Genomic DNA, 23302 nt, shown 5'->3' with positions numbered 1-23302 from the left:
CCGTGAATCAGCCGAACATCACCTACCACCGGTTCGACAGTCAGCAGGACGTCGTCCGCAACCCGGCTCTGGCCAGCGACACGGAGCGGACCCGGCGAGCGGTCATCCTCACCGCGCTGACCACGTTCCTCCCCGGCGGGGCACAGATCACCGCCGGTTCCCGCCGCATCGGACGGGCGGCCCTGGCCGTGACCGTGGGCTGCTGGTTGACCCTGCTGCTGGGCGTGCTCATGTACCTCACCATGCGCGGAGTACTGCTCTCCGCGCTCACCCAGCCGTTCATCATGTGGCTGGGCAGCGTGATTCTGGTGCTGCTGGCCCTCGGCTGGCTCTTCCTCTGGCTGGACACCGCCCGCCTGGTGCGCTTCGCGAAACTGGCCCCCGGACTGCGCCCCATCCTCGGGGTCGTGATGGTGGTGCTGATGGTCATCACCTCCGGCGGTCTGGCCTACGGAGCCCACGTGCTCAACCAGTCCCGCCACGCGCTGGCCGGAATCTTCAGCGCGGGCCCGGCCATCGATGCGACCGACGGGCGCTACAACTTCCTGCTCATGGGTGCCGATGCGGGGGAGGGGCGCGAGGGCGTGCGCCCCGACTCCATCCATGTGGTCAGCGTCAACGCTGAGACCGCGGAGACCATCATCTTCTCGATCCCGCGCAACTTCCAGAACGCCCGCTTCTCCGAGGATTCGCCCATGCGGGAGGTCTACCCCGAGGGCTTCAACTGCGGCAACGACTGCATCATCAATTTCCTCTACACCGAGGTCACCAACAACTACTCCCACCTCTACCCGGAGGCAGCCGATCCCGGTGCCGAGGCGATGATGGACGCCGTCTCCGGCACCCTGGACTTACCCGTGGACGGCTACGTGATGATCGATATGGCCGGCTTCGAGCAGCTCATCGATGCCATGGGCGGGGTCACCGTCCAGTCCGACGGCTGGGTGCCCCACCGCGGGCACCGTCCCGACGGCACGTGGGGCTGGGCCTGGTGGGAGCCGGGCACTTACACCTTCAACGGTCAGGAGGCCCTGGGCTTCGCACGGTCCCGCGAGTGGAGCTCGGACTACAACCGTATCCAGCGCCAGCAGTGCATCCAGCAGGCCATGGTCTCCCAGTTCAGTCCCCAGACCCTGCTGACCCGGTTCACCGAGATCATGCAGGCCGGGGAGAACCTCGTGGAGACCAACCTGCCCCAGTCGCAGCTGGGCTCCCTGCTCGACCTCGCGGTCCAGGCCCAGCAGAACGAACCCCAGCGGCTGGTGCTCGGTGCTCCCGACTTCGGCAGCTCCGGGGACCTGTTCTCCACCTACCCGGACTTTGACCAGATCCACGCCCGTGTGGACCAGTTGATGGCCGCCGAGGGCGGGGGCGAGGAGGAGTCCGACGACGAGGCCTCCGCTCCCGCAGATCCCGCACCGGAGGGCGACTCCGGCAGTGCGGATGGCGGCAGCGGCACCGACGGCGGAAGCTCCGGCTCTGCTCCCGGGCCGACCCCTGAGCACAGCGACGAAGCGGTCGCCGGTGACGAGGCCGCAGTGGAGGAGCCCTCGGTCCCGACTCAGCCCGACGGATCCCCGTTGACGGAGGAGTACCTGGTCCAGGTCTACGACGAGGCCCAGGCTCGCGGAGAGTACCTGCCGGAGAACCCCATCCTGCTGGAGGCGGCCAGCACCAACGGCGGCTGCGCCCCGGCCTGAGCGGGCCCGTGGGCGTAGTCCAAGATCACAACCGGAAGCCGCCCCAAACCCCCGGAATCATAGGCAAGCGCTGGTAGGGTTTCTGCAGTGTTCAGGATGATCAACTCCGTGCGCGATTACGCCTGGGGATCCACGACTGCGTTCAGCGAGCTCTTCGACTGGGCGCCGTCGCCGTCCCCTCGGGCCGAGATCTGGATGGGCGCCCACCCCACGGCACCCTCGAAGGTCCTGCTGAGCGACGACGACGCCGCAGTCGACCTGGAAACCCTGCTTGACGGGGAGCTTCCTTTCCTGCTGAAGATCCTTGCCGCGGAACGTCCGCTCTCCATTCAGGCGCATCCCACCAAGGAGCATGCGGAGGCGGGATTCGCCGCCGAGAATGCCGCGGGCCTGGCCGCCGATGCTCCCGAGCGTAACTACGTGGACGCCAACCACAAACCAGAGCTCATCGTGGCGATCACGGAGTTCTCCGCCCTGTGCGGCTTCCGTCCTCACGCCCAGGCCCATGCCGACCTCACCGCCCTGCGCGGCCCGTTGGTGCCGCATCCGCGGGCGCTGGACTTCCTGGATCAGCTGCTGCAGCACATCCGCGAGGAGGACTACGCCGCCGCCCTGGACTGGACGCTGACCACCGCCGCCGAGGACGCGGCGACTGCGGCCAGGCTGCTGGCCGAGCACCTGGCCGGTGAGGCCGATCAGGAGCCGGAGACCGTGACCACTACCGGTATCGCCGTGGTCTCCGGGACACTGCCGGACACCCTGGCGCGCATCACCGAGTTCTTCCCCGGAGACCCGGGACTGTTCGTGGCCCTCATGCTCAACCGTGTTGACCTGGCGCCCGGCGAGGCGCTGTTCCTGCCCGCGGGCAACCTTCACGCCTACCTCGCCGGCGTTGGCGTGGAGATCATGGCAAACTCCAACAACGTCCTGCGCGGTGGACTGACGCCCAAGCGCATTGACGTCGCGGAGCTGCTCAGCGTGGCCGAGACCCATGTGCTGCCCCTGCCGCGGTGCGAGCCCCAGGAGATCGCACCCGGCCACTACCTCTACCGGCCCCCGGTGGAGGAGTTCCAGCTCCATCGCCGCGACCTGGGGACCCAGGGCGGCACCCACCCGTTCACGGCCCAGACCCCGTCGATCGCCGTCGTCGTCTCGGGCGCCATGACCGCTTCCACCGACAGCGTGGGCGAGATGAGGCTCGCCGCCGGCGACTCGGTGTTCCTGCGCCCGGGGGAGGACGTGACGTTCTCCGCCGAAGGCCCAGCACAACTTTTCATCGCCGCCGCCGCGGATGCTGCGCGGCCGGCAGTTCAGCAGAAAGAAGCACCTACTCGATGATCCTGACCCTCTGGAACAAGGCCACCACCCTGGTCCGCCTGCTGTGGCGGGAGGTCGCGAAATTCGGCGTGGTGGGGGGTGTAGCGTTCGTCATCGACTCCGCGATCTTCCTCTGGCTGATCTCCGGTCCCATGGACGATTCCCACGTCAAGGCCAAGGCGATTGCTGTGGCCCTGGCCACCCTGTTCTCCTGGATGGGCAACCGCTACTGGACCTTCCGGCACCGCCGCACCAAGACGCGCAGCCGCGAGCTGGTGATGTTCGTGATCATGAACGTCATCGGCCTGGGCATCCAGTCCGGTTGCGTGGCGTTCTCGTTCTACGTGCTGGGGCTGACCTCGGCACGCGCCTCCTTCATCTCCGGCAGCATCGTGGGCATGATCCTCGCCATGTGCTTCCGGTTCGTGGCGTACAAATTCTGGGTCTTCACCGGAGACGAGGAGACCGCCCGCTCCGCCGAGGTGACCGGCTCCCAGGAGCCGCCGCACATGATCGGTGACGTGGACCTGGCGGCCCCGAAGGCCGGGTCCGGGCAGAGCAGCGCCCCGCAGGCGCCCGCATCGAGCTCCACCGAGGGCGATCCCCGCAGTTAACGGCTGCTCACCGGCAGGCGGTGAGGGACGCGCTAGGCGAGGCCCTCGTTGCGCAGCATCTGCTCCCACACCTCGCCGCGGGGTTCACCGGCAAAGAGCACGACGACGCCTCCGCGCGCCCAGGCGCCCACCATGGCCTCAGCGGTGTCCTGCCCCCAGCCGGAGATCACCAGCGGGTTGGCTGGCTCCACGGACAGCTCCGGCAGCAGCACCTCGGGCAGCCGTACCGTGAGCTGATCGGGGTGCTGACGGACCTCCGCGGAGACATCCAGCACCCACGCCGGCAGCGCATGTCCCGTAGCCTCCTCGAAGGAGGCATCGAGCATCCCGGGGGAGACGGCCGCCAGCTCCGCGTCCGCCAGGGCCTCGGAGTCCAGCCAGGCCTCGGGGCGGTCGGTGACCACCAGGACGGCCGACCCCGACTGAGGCAGCACGGGCGCACCGTCCTCGTCCACGAGAGGCTTCTGGCCCCCGTGGGCGTCTCCTGCGCCGGAGGCGTGGCCGCCGAGCTCATCCCGCCGTGCGACCTCGGCGCTGGCCTGGGGTTCCACGCGTACCCGGGCGCCCATTGCCCCGACCGCCAGCAGCACCGCGGCGGCCTTCCAGTGCGGGGTCATGTCCACCAGGACCTCGTCCCCGGGCTGCAGGTCCTGCTCGGCCTCGAACAGCCCGATGAGCTTCACCGCCCAGTTCTGCAGAACCCTGCCGGAGAGCTCCACGCGCTCACCCGAGGGCGCTCCGGAGGGCGCGGGGCGCCCGTCGTACCAGACCAGTGCCGGCTGCGGGCGGGAGCCCAGCACCTCGAGCAGCTGGCCGAATTCAGTGGGCACACTGGCGGCACCGGATCCCAGGGACAGAGGGCTCATCAGCAGTCTCCAATCGGGGCGAATACAGGGAAAATTCAGGGTCGACGACGACACGCCCGGGCCGTCGTCGAAGGGTCAGCACCACTTGACGAATGGTTACTTACGCCAGTGTAATTAGAGGCAGCACGGCGGCCTGAAGCCTCACGGCCACAGCCGCCATCATCCCACTAACCCACCAAAGAACGCAGCGTGACGCGTCAATACGAGAACCGATTCGGGGGAGGCCCAATCCATGGGGAAGGCACAGCGGCTGAGCGAGGGGAACCTCAAGCTCAACCAGCAGAGCCCAGAGCAGGAGGCACCGACCAGACGGAGCGGACTCGACGTCCCCACCGACTGGTTCGTGGATCCGGCTGACCCGGCCGCCGCCGACCGGCTTGAGCACGGTCTCTCTCTGGAGGACCAGGCCACTGCATTCCTGGCCGCCCACGAGGCCGCCGAGAAGAACGCCGAGGCCGGCGCTGAGGCACCCGTCCAGGGCGCCGCCGAGGTCACGGCGCTCACCGAGGCGCCCTCGCGACGCACCGAGTCCCAGCCCACGCCCGGCCAAGAGCAGGACAACGTGTGGCTGGGCATCCCCACCCTCATTCCCGCCGAACAGGTCGAGGGCGAGCTCGCCTGGCAGGTGGATGCGCTGTGCGCCCAGACCGACCCGGAAGCATTCTTCCCTGAGAAGGGCGGCTCCACCCGCGATGCCAAGAAGGTCTGCGCCGCCTGCAACGTCAAGCAGGAATGCCTGGACTACGCGCTGGCCAATGACGAGAAGTTTGGTATTTGGGGAGGTCTCTCGGAGCGGGAACGCCGCAAGCTTCGGAAGCGAGCGCTCTGATCAGTACCGTCGCCGAGCTCCACATCGCCGCTGTCGTCCTGCACGACGGCGGCGGTTTAACGTCTGCGGCCCGCGCCGCCCTTGAGGCTCAGACTCGGGCCCCAGACACCATCATTGAACTCACGGCGCCCAGCTACTCGGGCCCGCAGGACCTGTCTCGGTCCCTGCGATCCGGACTGCTGAGCAATAAGCGTCACGCCAAGCAGACCGCCACCTCAGGACCTTCGGGTGTGACCACTACGCACCTGTGGCGGAGCCTGGAGCGGCAGCTTCCGGAGGGCTTCACTCCGCGGTACCAGTGGCTGTGGATCCTCCCCGCCGGAGCGGTGCCCGCCCTGGACGCCCTGGAGCGGCTGGAGGACCGGCTCTTCACCGTGAAGGACGAGGCCACCCACGGTGCCATCGAGATCGTCGGAGCTAAGCAGCTGCATTCCGTTGAGGGTGCCGACGACGTCGACGCACGCCTGGTCAATGTGGGCCTCTACCCCGGACCCACGGGCGAGGTGCTGTCGCTGACCGAGCCCAAGGAGCTGGACCAGGGCCAGTACGACGGCCGCGACGCGGTGCCCGCGGTCTCGGCCCACGGAATGCTCGTCCACGCCCCGCTGTTCGGCGACCTGGGCGGCTTCGACCCGAGCCTCAGCGGTGACTATGCCGCGGCGCAGTTCTGCCGGCGCGCCCGGGAGGTCGGCGCGGAGATCGTCATCGCTCCCGAATCCTGCATCTTCCGCGAAGACCCTCCGCGGCGGGAAGCCATCCACCGTTTCGGTGGAGCTCTGTACCTGCCCACCGAGCAGCGCATCGGTCAAATCCGCAGCCGCCTGGGCCAGGCCCGGCCGCTCGCCGTGCCGGTGCTGTGGCTGGGCGAGTGGTTCCTCGCGCTGCTGCGCCTCCTGGCCCTCACGGCCATCAAAGCCCCCGACGCCGGTGCGGCCCAGTTCGCCGCCGCGGTGCGGGCCCTGCTGAACCTCGCGGCGCTGGGCGCGGCGCGCAAGCACGAGAAGATCGGGCGAGGAGCCGCGCTGGCCCGCCTGCTGCGCAGCAAACGCATCAAGGATGAACGAGCAACCCTCAGCGCAGGCCGTGCCGCCCACCGAGACCTCATCCTGACCCGCGAGCGGATTCGCCAGCAGCGGCAGAAGGACCTGACCGCCGAGACGGTCGGTCTGGAACGCCTGAGCCCCGGAGCCGAGGCCAGCCGCGACCGGGACGAGGAAGCGCTGCTGACCGTAGGCTCCTCCGACGGCGAGTTCGACCAGATGCCTGCCCGCCGCTCCGAGGACCGACTCGGCCTCTTCCTCATGCTCGTGGGCCTGGGCGGGGTCAGCCTGCTGGGCTTCCGCGATCTCCTCACCGCCCCGGCACTGGGCGGGGGCGCGGCACTACCCGTCTCGCCCTCGCTGGCGGAGCTGTTCACGAACTCCATCAGCTTCATCGCTCCCGACACCCTGGGCGAACGCGCCGCCGCGGACCCGTTCAACCTGGTGCTGATGCTGCTGAGCGTCTTCTCCGTCACCCACGTCTCGGCTCTGCTGCTGTGGATCACGATCCTCTCGCTGCCGCTCAGCGCCGCCACCGCGTGGTGGGCTGCCGGCTCCTGGACCTCCAAGGGATGGCACCGAGTTCTCGCGGGCCTGCTCTGGGCCCTGCTTCCGGCCTTCCACACCAGCATCGGCCAGGGACGCCTGGGGCCCGTGCTGGCTCACATCCTGCTGCCGGTGGCCGTGGTCGCGGTGACCCGTGCCCTGGCGGCCCGCCGCCGCACCCGGGTCGAGGCCGACCCGGAGTCACCGCGCCGGGTGGCCTCCATCCGCCTGGCCGCCGGCTGGGAGCACGCTGCGGCGGCCGCACTTCTGCTGGTGCTCATCACCGCCTCGGCGCCGGTGCTGCTGCCCGTGGTCGTGCTGCTGTGCCTGGTGGGCTCGGTGGTCATGGGCCGCCCGGGTCGCATTCTCTGGCTGTTGCCGCTGCCCTCACTGGCGCTGTTTGCGCCCATGATGGCCTCATCCCTGGACAATTCCGGAAACATGATCGCCACCCTGCTGGCCGAACCCGGGGTGGTGGTCAGCACCGCCCAGGCGGGCGCACCGGCTCCGGTGTGGCAGCAGCTGCTGGGCTTCTCCGTGGCGTTTGACCCCGCCGCCGGACTGCCCGCCGCTGACGGATCGGCCGCCAGCTGGCTGCCCAGCCTCTTCGCCGATGATCTCTGGGCCGTACGCGCAGCCCTGCTGGTGGGCGGACCTCTGGTGCTGCTGGCACTGCTGGGCATTCTGGCGACCCGCGGCCGCCGCACCCCGGCGGTGGCAGGACTCGTGGCCGTCGTCGTCCTGGTTATCTCCGCTGTGGTCACGGAGTTCGCCGTGGGCGCTGCCGCCGGTCAGCTTGTCCCGGCCTACAACGGGCCACTGGTCTCTGCCGCAGCCCTGGCGCTGATCGCCGCGGCGCTGAGCGGCATCGACTCCATCGGCCGCACCTGGCAGAAGCTGGGTGGCCTCGTCAGCTCCGTGGCGGTGACCCTACTAGTGCTTTCCCTGGCGGCCTCGGCAGTCTTCTGGGCCGTGCCCCGGCTGACGCCCAGCGCAGACCTGAGCGATCAGCCGTTGACCGCCGTCAACCCGCAGCAGACCCTCATCGAGCGTGGTTCCGTGCGCGGCCTGCCGGCCACCGCCGCGGACCAGGGCACCGGCCCGGCCCAACTGCGCACCCTGGTCCTCAGCGCCGGGGACCACGGGGTCACCGCGGAGCTGGCCTCGGCCCGCGGGCGCACCCTGGACAAGGACCGCACCGCGATCGACACCGTGGACCTGCCACGGTGGGCCTCCCACGCCGGACTCTCCCAGACACTGGGCCTGTCCGGGGATCCGGATGCGCGCACACTGGATGACCTCTCGCTCTCGGAGCAGCGGCTGGCCGACCTGACCGCGGCCCTGCTGACCCCCGGCGCCGAAGGAATCCCGGAGATGATGGCGGAGCTCGGCATCGGCTACGTGCTGCTGGAGGAGCCTGCCTCCGCGAGCCTCGCAGAGGCCATGGACACCGCCGGAGGCATGGTCAGCGTGGGCTCCACCGACCGGGGGCTGCTCTGGCGCACAGCCACACCCGATACGCTGCCCGCCGCCGCCCCCGAACTTGCCGGCGCTGCCACCGCCTGGGCACGGATCGTGGACGCTGAGCGCAACATCGTGGCCCTGCTGCCCAGCGAGGACCGCCGCATCAGCACCGACCTGTCCCGGATCACCGACAGCAACGGTGATCCCCTCGACGTGGAGCCGGACCAGGATTACTTCCTGGAGCTTGCCTCGGAGCGGGCCGGGGGCTGGCACGCTGAGCTAGACGGCACGCCGCTGCGAGCCGCCACGGAGACCAGCACCGGGCACCAGCAGATGCCCTGGACCCGTATGTTCCACCTCAGCGGCGAGCACGGGGTGCTCGATGCACAGGACGGACTGCGCGGCGAGCTGACCGTAGAGCACCGTTCCACCTACCAGTACCCGATCCTCTTCGGCGTGGCGGCCTTCCTGCTGCTGGTCGCGCTGATCGCGGTGCCGCTGCCGCGCTCCTGGCGCATCCTGCCTGTGGCGTCCACCGCCGAGCTGGAAGGACGCCCCCTGTGAGCGCCAAGAAGGTCTCCAAGTACATTCGCGAGCAGCGCCGCGAGCGTCGTCGCGCCATCAAAGAGCAGGAGCGCGCCGCCAAGCTGCGCGCCAAGGAAGAGGCGGCCCGCGCCCGGGCGGAGCTGAAGGCTGAGGCGGCCGCCGAACGTGCCGAGCGCAAAGGCACGAAGCCGGCGAAGACCCAGGAGACGACTCAGGCTGCCGCAGGGAAGACGACGACCGGCACCGCCAAGACCGGTGACATCGGGACTGCCGACGCCGGGAAGACCACGGGGGCACGCCGGGGCAGGCACTCCCGCGGAGTCACCGCACCGGCGGGACCACCCGCTGCGGCCGGCACGGACACCGAACCCGAGACCACCGCGGTGAATCTTGCCGCACCCGCACACGAGACCTCACCGCGGGCCGCAGACCATGCCCCCGAGGCCCCAGCCGGCGCCGACAAACGACCCCAGCGCGCGCAGAAGCGTCAGGCCGCCGCCGGGCGCAGCAGGTCGCGCGCCGGCCGGGGACTGGGCCTTGCCGCCGCTGTTGCGCTCATCGGCGCGGGTGCGGTCTCGGCCGCCGTGGACTTCCAACGCCCCGGTGCGCTAGCCGGCGTGCGCGCCACCGCAGAGGCCCCCGGCGTGCAGGTGCCCGCGGCCGAGGCGCCTCGCATGACGGTCTGCCCGCCGCCGGCCCGTCAGCCGGCGAGCGTGACCTCTGAGGGTCTGCTGGACTACCGGGACGTCGATGAGACGGCCTCCACCGGATACACCGCGCTGCTCTTCAGCGATGCCGGGGGCGAACACGGGCACGTGCAGCGGATGGACTTGACGGAGGACGGGCTGGGGGAGCCCGAGGAGCTCACCGAGGCCCCCGACGCGCAGGAGCCGCCTTCCTCCAGCACTCCGCTGACCGAACGCGAGCTGCTCACCCAGAGCGCCACCGAGGTGGATTCGCCCGCGGTGCTGCTGCAGTCCCCGCATCCGGGAGGCATCCCGCCGGCTGCCGGGCAGGTGACCTATCACGCCGAGGCCGGGCCCATCGCCGGACTGGCCTCGGCCGAATGCCTCCAACCCCAGCGCCACCAACTCTTCCTCGCCGCAGAGACCCGCAGCGGAGCCGCCTCCCTGCTGACGCTGTCCAATCCTTATGCGCAGGACGCCACCGTGGAGATCACCACCTACGACGCCGAGGGGCAGCGCGGGGCGACCGGGGCCACCACGCTGCTGGTGCCTGCCGAGACGGTGCGCACCGTCAACATCACGGCCCTCGCGGAGACCGGCGAGCAGCTGGCCGTGGACGTCGCCGCCTCGGGAGCACCGGTGGTTGCCCAGCTGCAGAGCGCCCGAGCCTCCGGCACCAACGGCCTGGGCGTGGAGTACCTGCCCGGACTCAGCACGCCCGAACAGGCCCACCACTTCACCGCGGTCCCCATGCCGGACAGTGAGTCCGGTGAGCCCGAGCGCAGCCCTGCCCAGCTGTGGCTGCACGTTCCCGGCACCGAGACCACCACCGTGGAGCTGCAGGTCTTCGGCCCAGACGGCCAAGTCGCCCTGGAGACCCCCGCCGTCTTCACCGTCAACGGGGGAGAGGTGGACGTCATCGACCTGGAGGGCATGCCCTCCGGGCTCTACACCGTGGTGGTCCGCACAGACCAGCCCTCCTATGCCGCGGTGCGCAGCGCCGGCACGGGCGAGCCGCTGACCCTTTCCGCGGTGGAGCAGCTGGAGACCTACGAGGGCGAACTCATCGATCCCGACACCGGGCTGCCCTACACCGATGAGGACCTGGCTCTGCTCCAGGAGGTGCCCCCGGCACTGGACTTCAGCGTCACCACCGGCGCCCCCGTCCTGGGCCCGGGCTACGGCGCCGTGCTGCCCAGCCTGGGTGAGACGGAGCTGCACTTGTTCACCCCGCCCACCGAGGGGTCCATTGCTCAGGTGAGGTTCCGCCTCGTGGACGCCGAGGGGCAGCTCAGTGATGAGGCTCAGGTGGATCTGCCCAGCGGTTCGAGTGTGGTGCTGGATCCCGAAGAGCTTGCTGAGCTCACCGGGTCCGAGGTGACCGGAGCCGGTGCGGAGGAAGACGGAGAACCCCTTGCCGTGCTCATCACCGACGCCGGCCCAGCAGAGATCTACGCGGGCTTCCGCACCCAGGATGAATTCGGCCGGTTCACGCTGGGGCGGCTCGGGGCCTTTGAGCAGGACGCTCAGCACCTGCGTCTGCACCTGCCCTAGGCGGTCCCCGCCCGTCGCCCTCTGGGGCAAAGTCTTGACTCGGCCGAAGGCGATCCGCGTCCTCGCGTCACGGACACGGCCGCCTCGCCTCCGCACCAGAACCCAGACCCCTAGGTAGGCTGGCTCACCGTGGACTCCAAGCGACGATGCACCAAGACCAGCTGCGACCGCCCCGCCGCGGCGACGCTGACCTACGCGTATAAGGACTCCACCATTGTGGTCGGGCCCATCAGCCTCTACTCGGAGCCCCATACCTACGACCTCTGCAGCGACCACGCCGACCGGGTGAACCCACCCCGCGGCTGGGAGGTGCTGCGTCTGGACTACAGCGGCACCACCCCTGCCGAGGGCGACGACGACCTCCTGGCCCTGGCTGACGCCGTGCGCGCCCCGCGCCACACCGGCCAGCCCCACACCTATGACGACTCCGGCGCGGCGGCACCGCATGACGCCGGCACCCCCGGTTCCCGCCGTCCGATCGTGACCGACCCGCAGGCGGAGCCGTCCACCCCCCGCGCCCCGCGCACACCCCTGGAGCCCCCCGCGGGCGACCCGGGCATCTCGCGCCGGCAACTGCGCCTGATCCGCGAGTAGCTTCGACGGCGGCGCGGTGCGTGACGCCGAATGACGCCGACGCCTCAGTTCCTGTCCCGCACAGCACACACCCGCGATAGGCTGGGACCTATGCCCAGCACGCCCGAAGGCAGCACTCTGCTGCCCGATGAGATCCTGACCATACTGCGCTGCCCCGTCACCGGCAGCCCGCTGCGGCGCGAAGGCGATGAGCTGATCGCCACCGCCGATGAGTCCCGCCGCTACCGCATTGAACACGGCGTCCCCAACCTTCTTCCCGAGGAAACCCCCGCATGAGCTTTGACTACAAGATCGCCGATATCTCCCTGCACGAGGCAGGCCGGCACCAGATCCGCCTGGCCGAGCACGAGATGCCCGGTCTGATGGCCCTGCGCGAGGAGTACGCGGAGTCCCAGCCCCTGGCAGGTGCCCGCATCGCCGGGTCCCTGCACATGACGGTGCAGACCGCCGTGCTCATCGAGACCCTGACCGCCCTGGGCGCAGAGGTTCGCTGGGCCAGCTGCAATATCTTCTCGACCCAGGATGAGGCGGCAGCCGCCGTCGTCGTCGGCCCTCAGGGAACTCCAGAGAACCCCCAGGGCGTGCCAGTCTTCGCCTGGAAGAACGAGACCCTGGAGGAGTACTGGTGGACCGCCTCCCAGATCTTCGCCTGGCCCGGTGCGGATGAGGATCCCTCCAAGGGCGCCAACATGATCCTCGACGACGGCGGGGACGCCACGCTGCTGGTGCACAAGGGTGTGGAGTTCGAGGCGGCCGGCGGTGTGCCCTCGGCTCAGGAGGATGATCCGGAGGAGTACCGGATCATCCTGGAGACCCTTCGGAAGTCCCTCAGCGAGAACCCCCAGCGCTGGACCGGAGTGGCGGAGAACCTGCGCGGCGTCACCGAAGAGACCACCACCGGTGTGAACCGTCTCTACCAGCTGGCCCGCCAGGACGCCCTGCTGTTCCCCGCGATCAACGTCAACGACTCGGTCACCAAGTCCAAGTTCGACAACAAGTACGGCATCCGCCACTCCCTGCCCGACGGCATTATGCGCGCCACCGATGTGCTCATCGGCGGCAAGGTCGCCGTGGTCTGCGGCTACGGCGACGTCGGCAAGGGCGCGGCGGAGGCGCTGCGCGGCCAGGGTGCGCGGGTGATCGTCACCGAGATTGACCCCATCAATGCACTGCAGGCAGCCATGGATGGCTACCAGGTGGCCAAGCTCGACGACGTCATCGAGCAGGGCCATATTTTCATCACCACCACCGGCGGCAAGGACATCATCTCTGCCGAGCAGATGTCTCGCATGCGGGACAAGGCCATCGTGGGCAATGTGGGCCACTTCGACAACGAGATCGACATGGCCGGCCTGGCCGCCACCGAGGGCATCCAGAAGATCGAGATCAAGCCTCAGGTCCACGAGTGGGTCTTCCCCGCGGGCCACTCGATCATCGTGCTCTCCGAGGGCCGTCTGCTGAACCTGGGCAACGCCACCGGGCACCCCAGCTTTGTGATGAGCTCCTCCTTCGCGAACCAGACCATCGCCCAGATCGAGCTGTTCGCCAAGTCCTGGAAGTCCGGCTACACCGGTGAGGACGCTTATGCCTCGGACGTCTACACCCTGCCGAAGGTGCTGGATGAGAAGGTCGCGCGACTGCACCTTCAGGCTCTGGGCGCCGAGCTCTCCGAGCTGACCAAGGACCAGGCCGACTACCTGGGCGTGGACGTGGCCGGTCCCTACAAGCCGGACCACTACCGCTACTGAGCTGAGCGCGAGGGGTAAGACCCCTCAGCACGACGACGGCCCCGCACCGGACTATTCAGTCCCCGGTGCGGGGCCGTCGCCGTCGAGGCGTGCGGTCGCGAGGGCGATCGGCAGTGGGCGGCGTCAGCTGTACGGCAGGGCGTGCAGGCGCGCCGTGAGCCGCGACTGCCGCTGCTGCTGGGCGCTGAGCCGCTGGTACTCGCGGTTGCGCCGCGCGGCCATGACCGCGGCCAAGAACTCCGCGGGCAGGCAGGGCGGTGCGGGAGGGGTGGCGTAGCGGCCCACGTCACGGGCCAACCGGTCTGCCGTAGCCAGCAGTGCGGGCACGTTGCGGGCTTTGCCGCCGGTCTCATAGACCCGCAGCAGCCGGGCCACCTGGGCGGCCAGGGGATCCGGAATCTGGCCGATGTCGGCGATCTCTGCCCAGGAGCGCAGATGCTGGGGGACAGGAAGCATCAGGGGTTCGTGCTTGGCCTGCCGCGTCCGCACGCCGAACGTACCGGCCATCAGGTCACCCAGTCGCTGTCCGCGGCGGGTGAAGACGGCAAACAGCAGGGCCCCCAGTCCCAGGGTGAAGTAGACCTCGCCGATGAAGACGAGTCCGCGGATCAGAGCATGCCGGAAGCGAATGGCTCCGCCATCCTCGCGGACCACACGGATGCCGAAGATCAGTTTGCCCAGGGAGCGTCCCCGCGAGAGCGTCTCCACGGTCACCGGCGCCACGATCAGGCACAGGAAGAAGATGAGGAACAGCAGCGCGGTTGACATGGCCTCGTCCAGGCCCAGGGGGATGCCGAAGAAGCCGAGCAGGATCATGATCACCAGCAGCGCGCCCCAGTAGACCACCAGGTCCACCAGGAGGGCGGCGCCGCGGGTCAGCGGAGAGACGGCTGGAAGATCCAGTTCTACGGCTTCGCCGGTCACCACAGTGCGCATACCGAGTAGCCTAGCGTCTATGGATATCGAGGCTTTCGCGGCGGTGAACCAGCCCCAGTGGCAGCGCCTGCACCAGCTGGCCGCCAGGCGCCGGCTCAACGCTGACGAGGCTGATGAGCTGCTGCACCTCTACCAGCGCGCCTCCACGCATCTGTCCATGATCCAAGCGGTCGAGCAGGACTCCCCGGTGGCGGCGTCGCTCTCTGCCACCATTGCCCGTGCCCGCGCCCACCTGACCGGCGCGGGGGAGAACGTCTTCACCTCGCTGGGGCAGTTCTTCACCCAAACGCTGCCGGTGGCTTTCTACCGGCTGCGCTGGCTGACCGTCATCATTGGTGCGGCCTTCGTTGCCCTGGGCGTCGCCTCCGGAGTCTGGGCCTACCACCACCCGCAGCTTGACCTGCTTATGCCCGAATCCGCGCGGATTGCCTACGCCGAGCATGACTTCGTCAACTATTACTCGGAGCACCCCAACTCGTCCTTCGCCGCGCAGGTGTGGACCAACAACGCCTGGGTTGCCGCCCACTGCGTGGCCTTCGGGGTCACAGGCATTTGGCCGATCGCCATCCTGCTGCTCAATGCCCAGGGCGTGGGCGTCGCCGGAGGGGTCATGGCCGAGCAGGGGCGCATGGCCGACTTCTGGCTCTACATCCTCCCTCACGGGCTGATGGAGCTGACCGCGGTGTTCGTCGCCGCCGCTGCCGGCCTGCGCATCTTCTACTCCTGGGTGGCTCCCGGGCAGAAGCCCCGCGTGATGTCCTTGGCGCAGGAGGCCCGGCGCCTGATCACCGTGGTGCTGGGACTGACGGTGGTGCTGTTCATCTCTGGACTGGTGGAGGGCTTTGTCACCCCCTCGAACCTGCCCTACTGGCTGAAGATCACCATCGGCGCCCTGGTGCTGGCGGCATTCTGGACCTACACCCTGGTTCTGGGCCGCCGTGCCCACCAGGCGGGTCTGACCGGGGACCTGAACAGGTACGACGCCGGCACCCACCATCTCACCGCCTAAGCCACCAGGAGTGGTTCAGGCCACCACCAGCAGACTCCCAGCTCAGGGGCGGAACCGTCCGTAGAAACCACCGACTCTCCGGCCCTGCTGCGGCTCAAATCCGGCGCCCGGCCATAGGCTGGAAGCAAGTTAAGTGGATGTGTCGAGAGGTGAACCATGAGCCAGAATCCTGACCAGCCGCGCCGCGAGAGCACCGATGAGGAGAAGGACTTCGAATCGGGCCTGGACTACGGCGCCTTCGCCTCAGATGAACCTGACTTCCCTGAGGATCACGATCTGACCCCCGGCGGCCAGAAGGCCGCCAGTGACGACGCCGGCACCGCCGCCACTGACGCCGCTTCGGTGTCTCAGTCTGAGGGGACCGGCGCTGCCTCATCCGGCACCGGGTCGCCGAGCACAACCGATGCCGCCCAGCCCGGTAGCCCCAGCCCCGAGGCTTCCCAGCCGGCAGAGTCCCAGACCGCCGCGAGCGGCTCCGGCTCGGGGGAGACGGTCACCAGTCAGAGCGATGGCGAAACTTCTGCCCCCAGCGCAGACGAGGGGACGGGGCCCGCAGTGATGGGCACCCCCGCCGCTTCGGGCTCCCAGCCCCCCGGTCCGCGAGGTGCGGCTGACGAGCAGGAGACCACGGTGGTGCCCGCTGCCGGAGAGCAGAGGACCCGCTCGCTGTCGGAGGAACTCGCCGCCCAGGAGCGTTTCTCCGGGGTGTCTCCCGCTGCCGGCACCGCCGCGACAACCGCCGTCGGCACCGCAGCGGTGACCGGGGCAGGCACGACGTCGTCGGACGCTGCCTCCGGCACCTCCGCTCAGGCTGCCGCGCAGCCAGTCCATGGACAGCCCACCCAGACGCTGTCGAAGAAGGAACAGAAGAAGGCGGAGAAGAAAGCCGCCAAGGAGCGCAAGCGCGCCGAGAAGGAGGCGAAGAAGTCCGGAGGCGCGGCGTCCTCGGAGCAGGGGCCCGCCACCTATGGGAACTACCCGGCGGCCCCTGCGGGCTACCCCCGGGAGAACGAGGAGATCACTGATGCAGACATCGATGAGGAGGTCGCGAAGTCCAAGCGCGGCATCTCGCGGTTCCTGCAGGTGCTGGTGGCCATCTTCTTCCCGGTGCTGCTGATCGTCGCCGCGGTGCGTCTGGTGGGAACTCCCGCGTTCCTCATGGGTGTCTACCGCCGTCCGGGCTTCCCGGAGGATGACTTCGGGTTCAGCCTGGCAGACCGTATCCTCTACGGCTCCTACGGGATGGACTACCTCTTCAACGGCGCCAACTCCCGCTATCTGGCCGAGCTCGCGCCCGGCGGTGAGGCGCTGTTCACCACGGACGAGGTCTCTCACATGACCGACGTGAAACTGGTGATGTGGTACGTCATGCTCGGCGGCCTGGTGCTTCTGCTGCTGACGCTGATCCTGATGTGGATGATCAAGGCATGGCGGCCCGGGGGAGTGGCACGTGCCCTGTTCGCCGGGGCATGGGTGACCATCGGCATGGCTGCCGCCGTCGCCGTTCTGGCCATCCTGGACTGGAACCAGTTCTTCAACCAGTTCCACGAGATCTTCTTCCCGCAGGGCAACTGGCAGTTCGCCTCCGATTCCACGTTGATCCGCCTCTACCCGGCGCAGTTCTGGGTGGATGCCGGCATCACCATCGGGGTACTCGTGCTGCTGGCAGCGATCATTACGCTGATCGCCACGTGGCCCACTAAGCGCCGCCGGGCACGCCGCCAGGCCCGCCTGGAGGAAGTCCAGGACCGGCGCCGTGAGAAGCTCATTCGCGAGCTGAACAAGGACGCGGAGGTGCAGGCCAGCCACTGAGCTGCGTCAGCCTAGTAGTAAGGGCCCGGCCGGAACTGAACTGCTCCGGCCGGGCCCTTACCATGACGAGTGAAAGTCAGTTCTAGGTGCAGGGATGGTTAATGGCGGGGAACAATGCTGGTGCCAGTAGCACTCCGGTTCTGAGTCTCTTCTCCGATATCTTCTTGGCGTTACTTTCGCTGTTCGCCGCACTTGACGCATTGACCATCATGCATGGCCTCGCCTCTGGTGAAGATGAAGATGTATTGATTGACATCATCGGGCATTTTGTATCGGATTCAATTTTCATCCCGATGCTGGCGATTGGCGCCGTTGTGAGCAGCCGTGTCACTAGGGCATTGCAGTCGCCGACGGCTAAGGATCCAGATTCCGCGGCCGGTGTCGGATGGATGGTGTTTGTCGCCTTCTACCTGACCGGTGCCGCGACCTCAGGCACCCTGTACCCCGGATCCGTACCATGGCTTACTGTATTCACTCTGCTGGCAGTTTTGTGCCTCGTTATCGAACCAGCGGTCGAATATGTTGCTGGTGGGGATAAAACTAGATAGCGCCAGCTAACAAGACCAAGCGCCCCAGATCAGCGTGCGGCCTCCACCATGTGGTCAATCATGTGTACGGCTACGCGGCGGCGCTGCCCCAGGACCGGGTACCGGAATTCTGCGATTTCGGCCCCTGGGTCCACGTCGAGCACCACTGCGCCTTCTGCGGAGTCCAACGCGGGGGTGCGGATGTCCACCGCTGCAGCGTTCAGGCCGGGAAAAGCCCACATGGCATCGACTGCCAGCTGCCCGAGAGCGCCGTCGATCTGGCCTTCGAGTTCTACCGTGAAAGAGGCCCCGGGTCCGGTATTGCGGGTGCTGGTGAGGTGGACCACCTGGCCGGGACGGGGAATGTCGGTGGCAGCTCGCATTGTCCAGCGCAAGTAGTTCTCCAGCTGTTCCTGCGAGGGCAGACGGAGGTACTCGTTGGGCCTGAGGAGCTCATGGAGCTCCTGGAAGAGTGCGGAGATACTGTCGCGTCCGTTGCCGACGACGAACAGAGGCAGGCGCAGCAGCGTTCCTACGACTCTCTCTCCGATCACGAACAATCGAAGGTCGAGCCCGGGTTGTGGCTTTTCAAGAACCACGTGCTGATGAAGCGGAGGGAGGATTTCACTGGCCAGAGCGATTTTCTCCCAGGTCCGGACCAGCTGCTCTTCTGAATGGACCAGAGAGCGGGAGCTTCGCCAGGTCCTGCGCGCGCCCGGAAGCACGTACATGGGTTCGTCACGTGCCGCGAGAAACCTGACCGCAGCGCTCATTTCATTGACGTGCAGGATCTTCCGCTCTGGCTGCGGAACCTCGGAGGTCTTGAGATAGGTCTGCATCATCTGCCGAGACGTGCAGGCCTGCCGGGCCTGGTGGCTGGCCAAGGAGCTCATGGAGCGCTCGAAGCTCCCCACCACGCGTCCGGAGTGGAAGAACAGAAAGTGGCCGGAGCTCATTCGCTTGGGCGTGACCTTCCGATTCCTGGAGGTTCGCGCCAGCATTTCTGAGGGCTCCAGCACGTTGTCCCACGCATTGCATTCCTCAAGGCGGGGTACTACCGATTCCAGGAGAAAGCGGTCACAGGCATCGTTCAATCCATGGGTGAGCCCAGGAGACGCCGTTGGGGCGGGTGGTGCGTCAGACGCACGGGGCCGGGATGACATACCTCTAACAATAGCGCTGGCCCTCAACCCGAGGGTGAAGCCTCCACGCTGCTCAAATGTGCCCTCTGTATACTCGCCGCTGATGGAACGGACTATTCAGGCGAGGGGAACCCTCGAAGGGGCATACAGCGTCATCATGGAACTGGTGCCGCGGTTAGACGCCCTGCGGACCGATGTGACACTCAAGGGAGACGACACTCCCGTCACGAAAGCCGACCTTCTGATGCAGCAGGCTTTGGCGGAGTACCTCGATGCTCAATTCGAGGACCTCACATTCGTGGGGGAGGAAGGCAGCTGGGATGCTGAGGCAGACCCTGTGGGCTGGACCGCCGTCGTGGACCCCATTGACGGAACGGAGAACTTCTCCTCAAGTTTGCCGGAATGGGGGGTCTCCGTCAGCATCTTCTATGATGCTGATCACGTGGCGAGTATGATCGCCCTCCCGGACCTGGGACAGCGTCTTATTACCGGAGACAGGGTGACCTACGCCCAGTCTCGTATTACAGCCTTCTCCTCCGGAATATCTGAAGGCCTCGTCCGGCGAATCGCCGCCACGCCGCAGTCAAGGCTTATCGGGGCGGCTGTGTACAATCTCTTCGGTGTCGCCACGGGGCGGTTTACACGATTCATTAACCCGGTAGGGGCTTACTCCTGGGATCTGCTGGCAGGTCTCGCGCTCGCTCTCGAACACAACTGTGAGGTATTGGTAGATGACGAACCCTACGACGGAAGCTATCTCAAGCCTGGCCGCAAGTATCGGGTCGACGTACAGCACCGACACGATCGTCATCCTAGGTAAGGGCCCCTCCGCAGATTCCGTCTCGCCACGAGTTTTCGAAGGAAACCTCGTGATCGGCATCAACGACGCCGAGCGAATCCAACCCGTAGACATCACCATCTTCCACGAGGAATGGGTCGCCGACTCCCTCAAGGACGACGGTCTGCGCTCCAAGGCATACCTGACCGCCATCGATTTCGAAGCCGAGGGCCACGAAGTCGTCAAACTGCCGTATAAGCCCCTGAGCAACGATGAAGAAGACATCATGCTCAGCCGCTTCCAGTCCCGGGAGGAGATCTCCATTGAGGAGGTCATGTTCCTCACCGCCCTGGAGGTCGCGCGGACCGTCGCCGACGTGAAGGGCAAGAACCAGACCGTCTACATGGTCGGCTTCGACTTCACCCCAGAATCCGGAAACGCCCGTGCCGCCAACACGCAGTACACCCCGGCGCTGACCTCGCACCGCAAGGCCGGTGTGGAGCTGCAACAGTACATCCTGCGCAACGCGCTCTACGCGCTCGAGGACTCCAACCTCGAAGTCCACCACGTGGGTACCCACGAGTTCTCGGACCTCACCACCGAGGCGCTGAACGAGAAGTTCCACGTCAAGGTCTCTGAGCCTGCTGTGGTGGACGATGAGGGCGAGGAGCTGGAGATCCCCACCGTGGAGATCACCGCGGAGATCACCACCAATCACTTCGGTGACCTCGATCGCCTAGAGAAACTGGTCCGCGCCGCACACGCCGCCGGTGCCGACTGGGTCAAGGTCCAGAAGCGCGACGTCGACCACTTCTACACCGCCGAGCAGCTTGCGGCCCCCTATAAGTCCCCCTTTGGCACCACCTTCGGCGATTACCGCCATCAGCTGGAACTCGACAAGGAGGGCTTCCTCTTCCTGGACGAGCTCACCAAGGACCTGGGCATCAAGTGGTTCGCCTCCGTGCTGGATAAGCCCTCCTTCGAGTGGATGACCAGCGAGCTGGATATTCCGCTGGTGAAGCTTCCTTCCACGATCTCCCGGAAGAAGGACTACCTGGAGTATGTGGCCAATAACTACACCGGTTCCCTGGTGATCTCCACCGGCATGACGGACAAGGCCTACGAGGACTGGCTGCTGGAGACCTTTACCAAGCAGGACACTCTCTACCTGCTGCACTGCAACTCCGCCTACCCCACCCCGGATGAGCACACCAACATCGGTGTGGTCCGTCACTACGCGCAGCTTGCCGAGCAGCAGGCCTCCAAGCCCGGTCCGCGCATTGTGCCCGGTTACTCCAGCCACGACTTCGGCTGGATGGCCTCTGCGCTGGCGGTGGCTGCCGGTGCAGGCATGGTGGAGAAGCACGTGAAGCTCGGCAACACCGAATGGGCCCACTTCGATGCCGTCGCCGTGGACCTGACCACGGACAAGTTCAAGGAGTACGTGGACAACGTCCGCAAGGCACAGGTCCACGTGGGCTCCACCGAGAAGAAGATCACCGCCTCCGAGCACCACAAGTACTGAGGAAGATCCCCATGGCAGCAGGCCTCCCGTCCACCGTCAAGAAGGCAGTACGAGGCGCTGAGAAGAGCGCCGTCGCTGCCGGTGTCAAAGTCCTGGGGAAGGTACCGTCCGCTGGTAGCTTCCCCGGGGGTGAGATCCTCCTGGCCCGAGAAGCGGTGAACCGGAACAAGGGCTTCGTTCCTCGTGCCAGGGCCCTGATGGAGGGCAAGAGTCGCCGTCAGGGGAGCAGCCTTCCTCTGCTCATTCTTAGCAACCTTCCTCATACCGAGGTTGAGCTGGCGGATGTAGCTGACCGTGAGGGATTTGCTACCCCAGACTTCCTGGACCGGGTAGCGGCCCGGGCAGCCGGCGAAGGCGACCTGGCCGCAGCAGTCCGGCTCCGTCGTCGTGCCGTGGAGCTGGACCCCGAGACGGCCCATCGTCACTTGGCTCTGGCGCAGACGCTCAGCGAGGAGCCCCAGGAGGGCGTGGTTCACGACTGGATCCTGGGCCTGGCCAAGGGCAAGGTGCCGGCACACTCCGCCGAGGCCCTCCAGCATTTCCAGCGTGCTTATGATCTGGCCCCGGAAAATCCCTACGTCATGCACGAATACGGTGCAGCTCTGGTGGCTTCAGGAAACGTCGCCGAGGCCCTCCCGCTGATGGAGATGGCGGTGCTTAAGCGCCCCCAGCAGAACTGGTTCCTGGAGCTGGCGGAACTGTACCGTCGCCCTGACGTGGCCAAGTTCGAGAAGGCCATGACCTACTACGAGCGGGTCTTCGAAAGGGACCCGAAGAACATGAAGGCGCTCTCCGGCATCATCAACGCTGGTACTCGCGGTCCCATGGACTGGGCGCGCATCTGGCGCAGCGTCCGCACCCTGGAAACCCGCAAGAAAAAGAGCCCCAGTCCCTATCACGACCCCGATTTGCGGGATCAACTGGACCAGTTGTTCTGGCGGGATGGCAACCCCGAGCCCGACCAGGTCGAGACGCTCGTGGCAGGTCTCCAGACCCAGGCCAATATCGATTCCAGGCTCCACCCCACAGCCCTCGGAGTGGTGATCGCGAGGCTGCAGTTCGCCAGGTTCTTCGCCGCAGGCTTCGCACTACGCGCCCAGATCGCCGAACAGCGCACGGGCGAGCTGCGCAAACGCCCGGTGGACAGCCCCACCAAGTTGCGCCAGCTGATGAAGGCCCACACTTACCTCGACGACGCCGAGACCGCCGCTGGTCTTGCTGACGCCCGGTTCTGGGGTTCAGAGGATCCCTTTGAGGCTCTGCAGATCCAGAAGATGCATGCGGATGCTGTGCTGATGACCGGAGATGCTGAGCCATACATCAAGTACTCGCGTAAAGCGCGCAAGCGCATGCCGCTGACTGCCGATGACACCATGTCTAAGCTCATCAAGGGCAAGCGCGTAGCGTTGGTGGGTCCCGCGGAGACCGGAGATCGTCTGGGTGAGGTCATTGACGGATTCGACGTCATTGTGCGTCCCCGGTACCAGCCCGAGTTCATCGCCGAGAATCGCGAGGCGCAGGGCAGCCGCACCGACATCACCTACTACTCCGGCCAGGACCTCACCTCGCTCTTCGAATCGATCACCGACGCCGCCGAAGCCGGCGAGGTGAAGGTAGTCAACGCGCGTCCCTTCAGCCACGCGGCCCACGCGCACCGGAACCTCCCCTGGTTGCGGTTCTACCGGCAGGACTTCTCCCTGTGTTTCCACGGCGGATCGCTCGGAATCCAGCGTATGGCCTATGACCTGCTGCAGTTTGAGCCGGCGGAGATCTGCGTCTTCAATTCCGACCTTTACACCGGTAACTCCATGTTCACCACCGGCTGGCGGCAGGGCGACACCTTCGCCCCTTACTCTCATATCAACGACATCGTGATCTCCCATGATGTGAAGTGGGAGTTCAAGTTCATGAAGGCCCTGATGAGCACCGGTATTGTGACTGCGCAGGGACGTGCTGCTGAAGTGCTGGCACAGACCCCTGATGAGTATGTCCGCGCCGTGGAAGAGGCCGGGGTGCTGCGCTGACGCGTGCGCCCGGCCAGTCACAACGAAAGTAGAGGGATCAATGGC

Annotated in this window: 18 protein-coding genes; 15 read left to right on the top strand and 3 right to left on the bottom strand. The window is 67.1% G+C overall.

Features of this window, described 5'->3' with window-relative positions; all coding sequences use genetic code 11:
* The first annotated feature begins 2 nt into the window (after positions 1–2).
* From RH857_RS01370 to RH857_RS01360, 3 genes are all read left to right on the top strand, one after another.
* Positions 3–1700, top strand: coding sequence for an LCP family protein (locus tag RH857_RS01370; RefSeq protein WP_310536182.1), 1698 nt, complete (start codon positions 3–5; stop codon positions 1698–1700).
* Between the two features lie 96 nt (positions 1701–1796).
* Entirely contained in the window at positions 1797–3038 is a 1242-nt protein-coding gene (gene manA, locus RH857_RS01365) for a mannose-6-phosphate isomerase, class I (protein ID WP_310536216.1), read from the top strand.
* Complete coding sequence (locus RH857_RS01360; protein WP_310536181.1) at positions 3035–3631, top strand: GtrA family protein; 597 nt, start codon at positions 3035–3037, stop codon at positions 3629–3631. The genes manA and RH857_RS01360 overlap by 4 nt, the downstream gene beginning before the upstream one ends.
* A gap of 32 nt (positions 3632–3663) precedes the next feature.
* Here RH857_RS01360 and RH857_RS01355 read toward each other — a convergent pair whose 3' ends face one another.
* Positions 3664–4497, bottom strand: a complete 834-nt coding sequence (locus RH857_RS01355) for a TIGR03089 family protein (RefSeq protein WP_310536180.1) — start codon at positions 4495–4497, stop codon at positions 3664–3666.
* Positions 4498–4729: 232 nt separating this feature from the next.
* On the opposite strand from RH857_RS01355, the gene RH857_RS01350 reads away from it, so the two are divergent.
* From RH857_RS01350 to ahcY, 6 genes are all read left to right on the top strand, one after another.
* Positions 4730–5326 (top strand): WhiB family transcriptional regulator, encoded by a 597-nt coding sequence (locus tag RH857_RS01350; RefSeq protein WP_310536179.1) that lies wholly within the window; start codon positions 4730–4732, stop codon positions 5324–5326.
* Positions 5272–8940, top strand: coding sequence for a glycosyltransferase family 2 protein (locus RH857_RS01345; protein WP_310536178.1), 3669 nt, complete (start codon positions 5272–5274; stop codon positions 8938–8940). Before RH857_RS01350 ends, RH857_RS01345 begins: the two co-directional genes overlap by 55 nt.
* Positions 8937–11162 carry a DUF5719 family protein gene (locus RH857_RS01340; RefSeq protein WP_310536177.1) on the top strand — a complete coding sequence of 742 codons (2226 nt, stop codon included), beginning with the start codon at positions 8937–8939 and terminating at the stop codon, positions 11160–11162. Before RH857_RS01345 ends, RH857_RS01340 begins: the two co-directional genes overlap by 4 nt.
* Before the next feature lie 129 nt (positions 11163–11291).
* The gene (locus tag RH857_RS01335; protein WP_310536176.1) at positions 11292–11756 is read left to right on the top strand and encodes a DUF3499 family protein; all 465 of its coding nucleotides are present in this window, start codon (positions 11292–11294) and stop codon (positions 11754–11756) included.
* Positions 11757–11846: 90 nt separating this feature from the next.
* Entirely contained in the window at positions 11847–12032 is a 186-nt protein-coding gene (locus tag RH857_RS01330) for a Trm112 family protein (RefSeq protein ID WP_310536175.1), read from the top strand.
* Positions 12029–13504 carry an adenosylhomocysteinase gene (gene ahcY / locus RH857_RS01325; protein ID WP_310536174.1) on the top strand — a complete coding sequence of 492 codons (1476 nt, stop codon included), beginning with the start codon at positions 12029–12031 and terminating at the stop codon, positions 13502–13504. Before RH857_RS01330 ends, ahcY begins: the two co-directional genes overlap by 4 nt.
* Positions 13505–13627: 123 nt before the next feature.
* Here the strand turns inward: ahcY and RH857_RS01320 are convergent, their stop codons facing one another.
* Positions 13628–14440: an RDD family protein gene (locus tag RH857_RS01320; protein WP_310536173.1), complete on the bottom strand. Its 813-nt coding sequence runs from the start codon at positions 14438–14440 to the stop codon at positions 13628–13630.
* Positions 14441–14459: 19 nt separating this feature from the next.
* Here RH857_RS01320 and RH857_RS01315 point away from each other — a divergent pair, with 19 nt between their 5' ends.
* The 3 genes from RH857_RS01315 (at position 14460) to RH857_RS01305 (ending at position 17809) form a co-directional block, all read left to right on the top strand.
* Positions 14460–15449: a stage II sporulation protein M gene (locus RH857_RS01315; RefSeq protein WP_310536172.1), complete on the top strand. Its 990-nt coding sequence runs from the start codon at positions 14460–14462 to the stop codon at positions 15447–15449.
* A 156-nt stretch (positions 15450–15605) separates the two neighbouring features.
* Positions 15606–17261 carry a lipoprotein intramolecular transacylase Lit gene (locus RH857_RS01310; RefSeq protein WP_310536171.1) on the top strand — a complete coding sequence of 552 codons (1656 nt, stop codon included), beginning with the start codon at positions 15606–15608 and terminating at the stop codon, positions 17259–17261.
* Positions 17262–17362: 101 nt separating this feature from the next.
* Positions 17363–17809 carry a hypothetical protein gene (locus RH857_RS01305; RefSeq protein WP_310536170.1) on the top strand — a complete coding sequence of 149 codons (447 nt, stop codon included), beginning with the start codon at positions 17363–17365 and terminating at the stop codon, positions 17807–17809.
* Between the two features lie 29 nt (positions 17810–17838).
* Here RH857_RS01305 and RH857_RS01300 read toward each other — a convergent pair whose 3' ends face one another.
* Entirely contained in the window at positions 17839–18744 is a 906-nt protein-coding gene (locus RH857_RS01300) for a hypothetical protein (protein WP_310536169.1), read from the bottom strand.
* Positions 18745–19033: 289 nt separating this feature from the next.
* Between RH857_RS01300 and RH857_RS01295 the strand changes: the two genes are divergently transcribed.
* From RH857_RS01295 to RH857_RS01285, 3 genes are read left to right on the top strand one after another with little or no spacing between them, the layout of a single operon-like run.
* Complete coding sequence (locus RH857_RS01295; RefSeq protein ID WP_310536168.1) at positions 19034–19750, top strand: inositol monophosphatase family protein; 717 nt, start codon at positions 19034–19036, stop codon at positions 19748–19750.
* A gap of 49 nt (positions 19751–19799) precedes the next feature.
* Positions 19800–21233, top strand: a complete 1434-nt coding sequence (locus RH857_RS01290) for an N-acetylneuraminate synthase family protein (protein ID WP_310536167.1) — start codon at positions 19800–19802, stop codon at positions 21231–21233.
* Between the two features lie 11 nt (positions 21234–21244).
* Complete coding sequence (locus RH857_RS01285; protein ID WP_310536166.1) at positions 21245–23257, top strand: tetratricopeptide repeat protein; 2013 nt, start codon at positions 21245–21247, stop codon at positions 23255–23257.
* The last annotated feature ends 45 nt before the right edge of the window (positions 23258–23302 follow it).

It is taken from the genome of Nesterenkonia flava (assembly GCF_031432335.1).
GTDB classification, from domain to species: domain Bacteria; phylum Actinomycetota; class Actinomycetes; order Actinomycetales; family Micrococcaceae; genus Nesterenkonia; species Nesterenkonia flava.
Note: the sequence above shows the minus strand (reverse complement) of the source record. Positions and strands in the feature narration are given on the sequence as shown.

Coding starts and splice junctions, on each gene's coding strand:
- manA (WP_310536216.1), top strand. CDS start 1,797: ATGATCAACTCCGTGCGCGATTACGCCTGGGGATCCACGACTGCGTTC.
- RH857_RS01360 (WP_310536181.1), top strand. CDS start 3,035: ATGATCCTGACCCTCTGGAACAAGGCCACCACCCTGGTCCGCCTGCTG.
- RH857_RS01355 (WP_310536180.1), bottom strand. CDS start 4,497: ATGAGCCCTCTGTCCCTGGGATCCGGTGCCGCCAGTGTGCCCACTGAA.
- RH857_RS01350 (WP_310536179.1), top strand. CDS start 4,730: ATGGGGAAGGCACAGCGGCTGAGCGAGGGGAACCTCAAGCTCAACCAG.
- RH857_RS01330 (WP_310536175.1), top strand. CDS start 11,847: ATGCCCAGCACGCCCGAAGGCAGCACTCTGCTGCCCGATGAGATCCTG.
- ahcY (WP_310536174.1), top strand. CDS start 12,029: ATGAGCTTTGACTACAAGATCGCCGATATCTCCCTGCACGAGGCAGGC.
- RH857_RS01320 (WP_310536173.1), bottom strand. CDS start 14,440: ATGCGCACTGTGGTGACCGGCGAAGCCGTAGAACTGGATCTTCCAGCC.
- RH857_RS01315 (WP_310536172.1), top strand. CDS start 14,460: ATGGATATCGAGGCTTTCGCGGCGGTGAACCAGCCCCAGTGGCAGCGC.
- RH857_RS01310 (WP_310536171.1), top strand. CDS start 15,606: ATGAGCCAGAATCCTGACCAGCCGCGCCGCGAGAGCACCGATGAGGAG.
- RH857_RS01305 (WP_310536170.1), top strand. CDS start 17,363: ATGGCGGGGAACAATGCTGGTGCCAGTAGCACTCCGGTTCTGAGTCTC.
- RH857_RS01300 (WP_310536169.1), bottom strand. CDS start 18,744: ATGAGCTCCGGCCACTTTCTGTTCTTCCACTCCGGACGCGTGGTGGGG.
- RH857_RS01295 (WP_310536168.1), top strand. CDS start 19,034: ATGGAACGGACTATTCAGGCGAGGGGAACCCTCGAAGGGGCATACAGC.
- RH857_RS01285 (WP_310536166.1), top strand. CDS start 21,245: ATGGCAGCAGGCCTCCCGTCCACCGTCAAGAAGGCAGTACGAGGCGCT.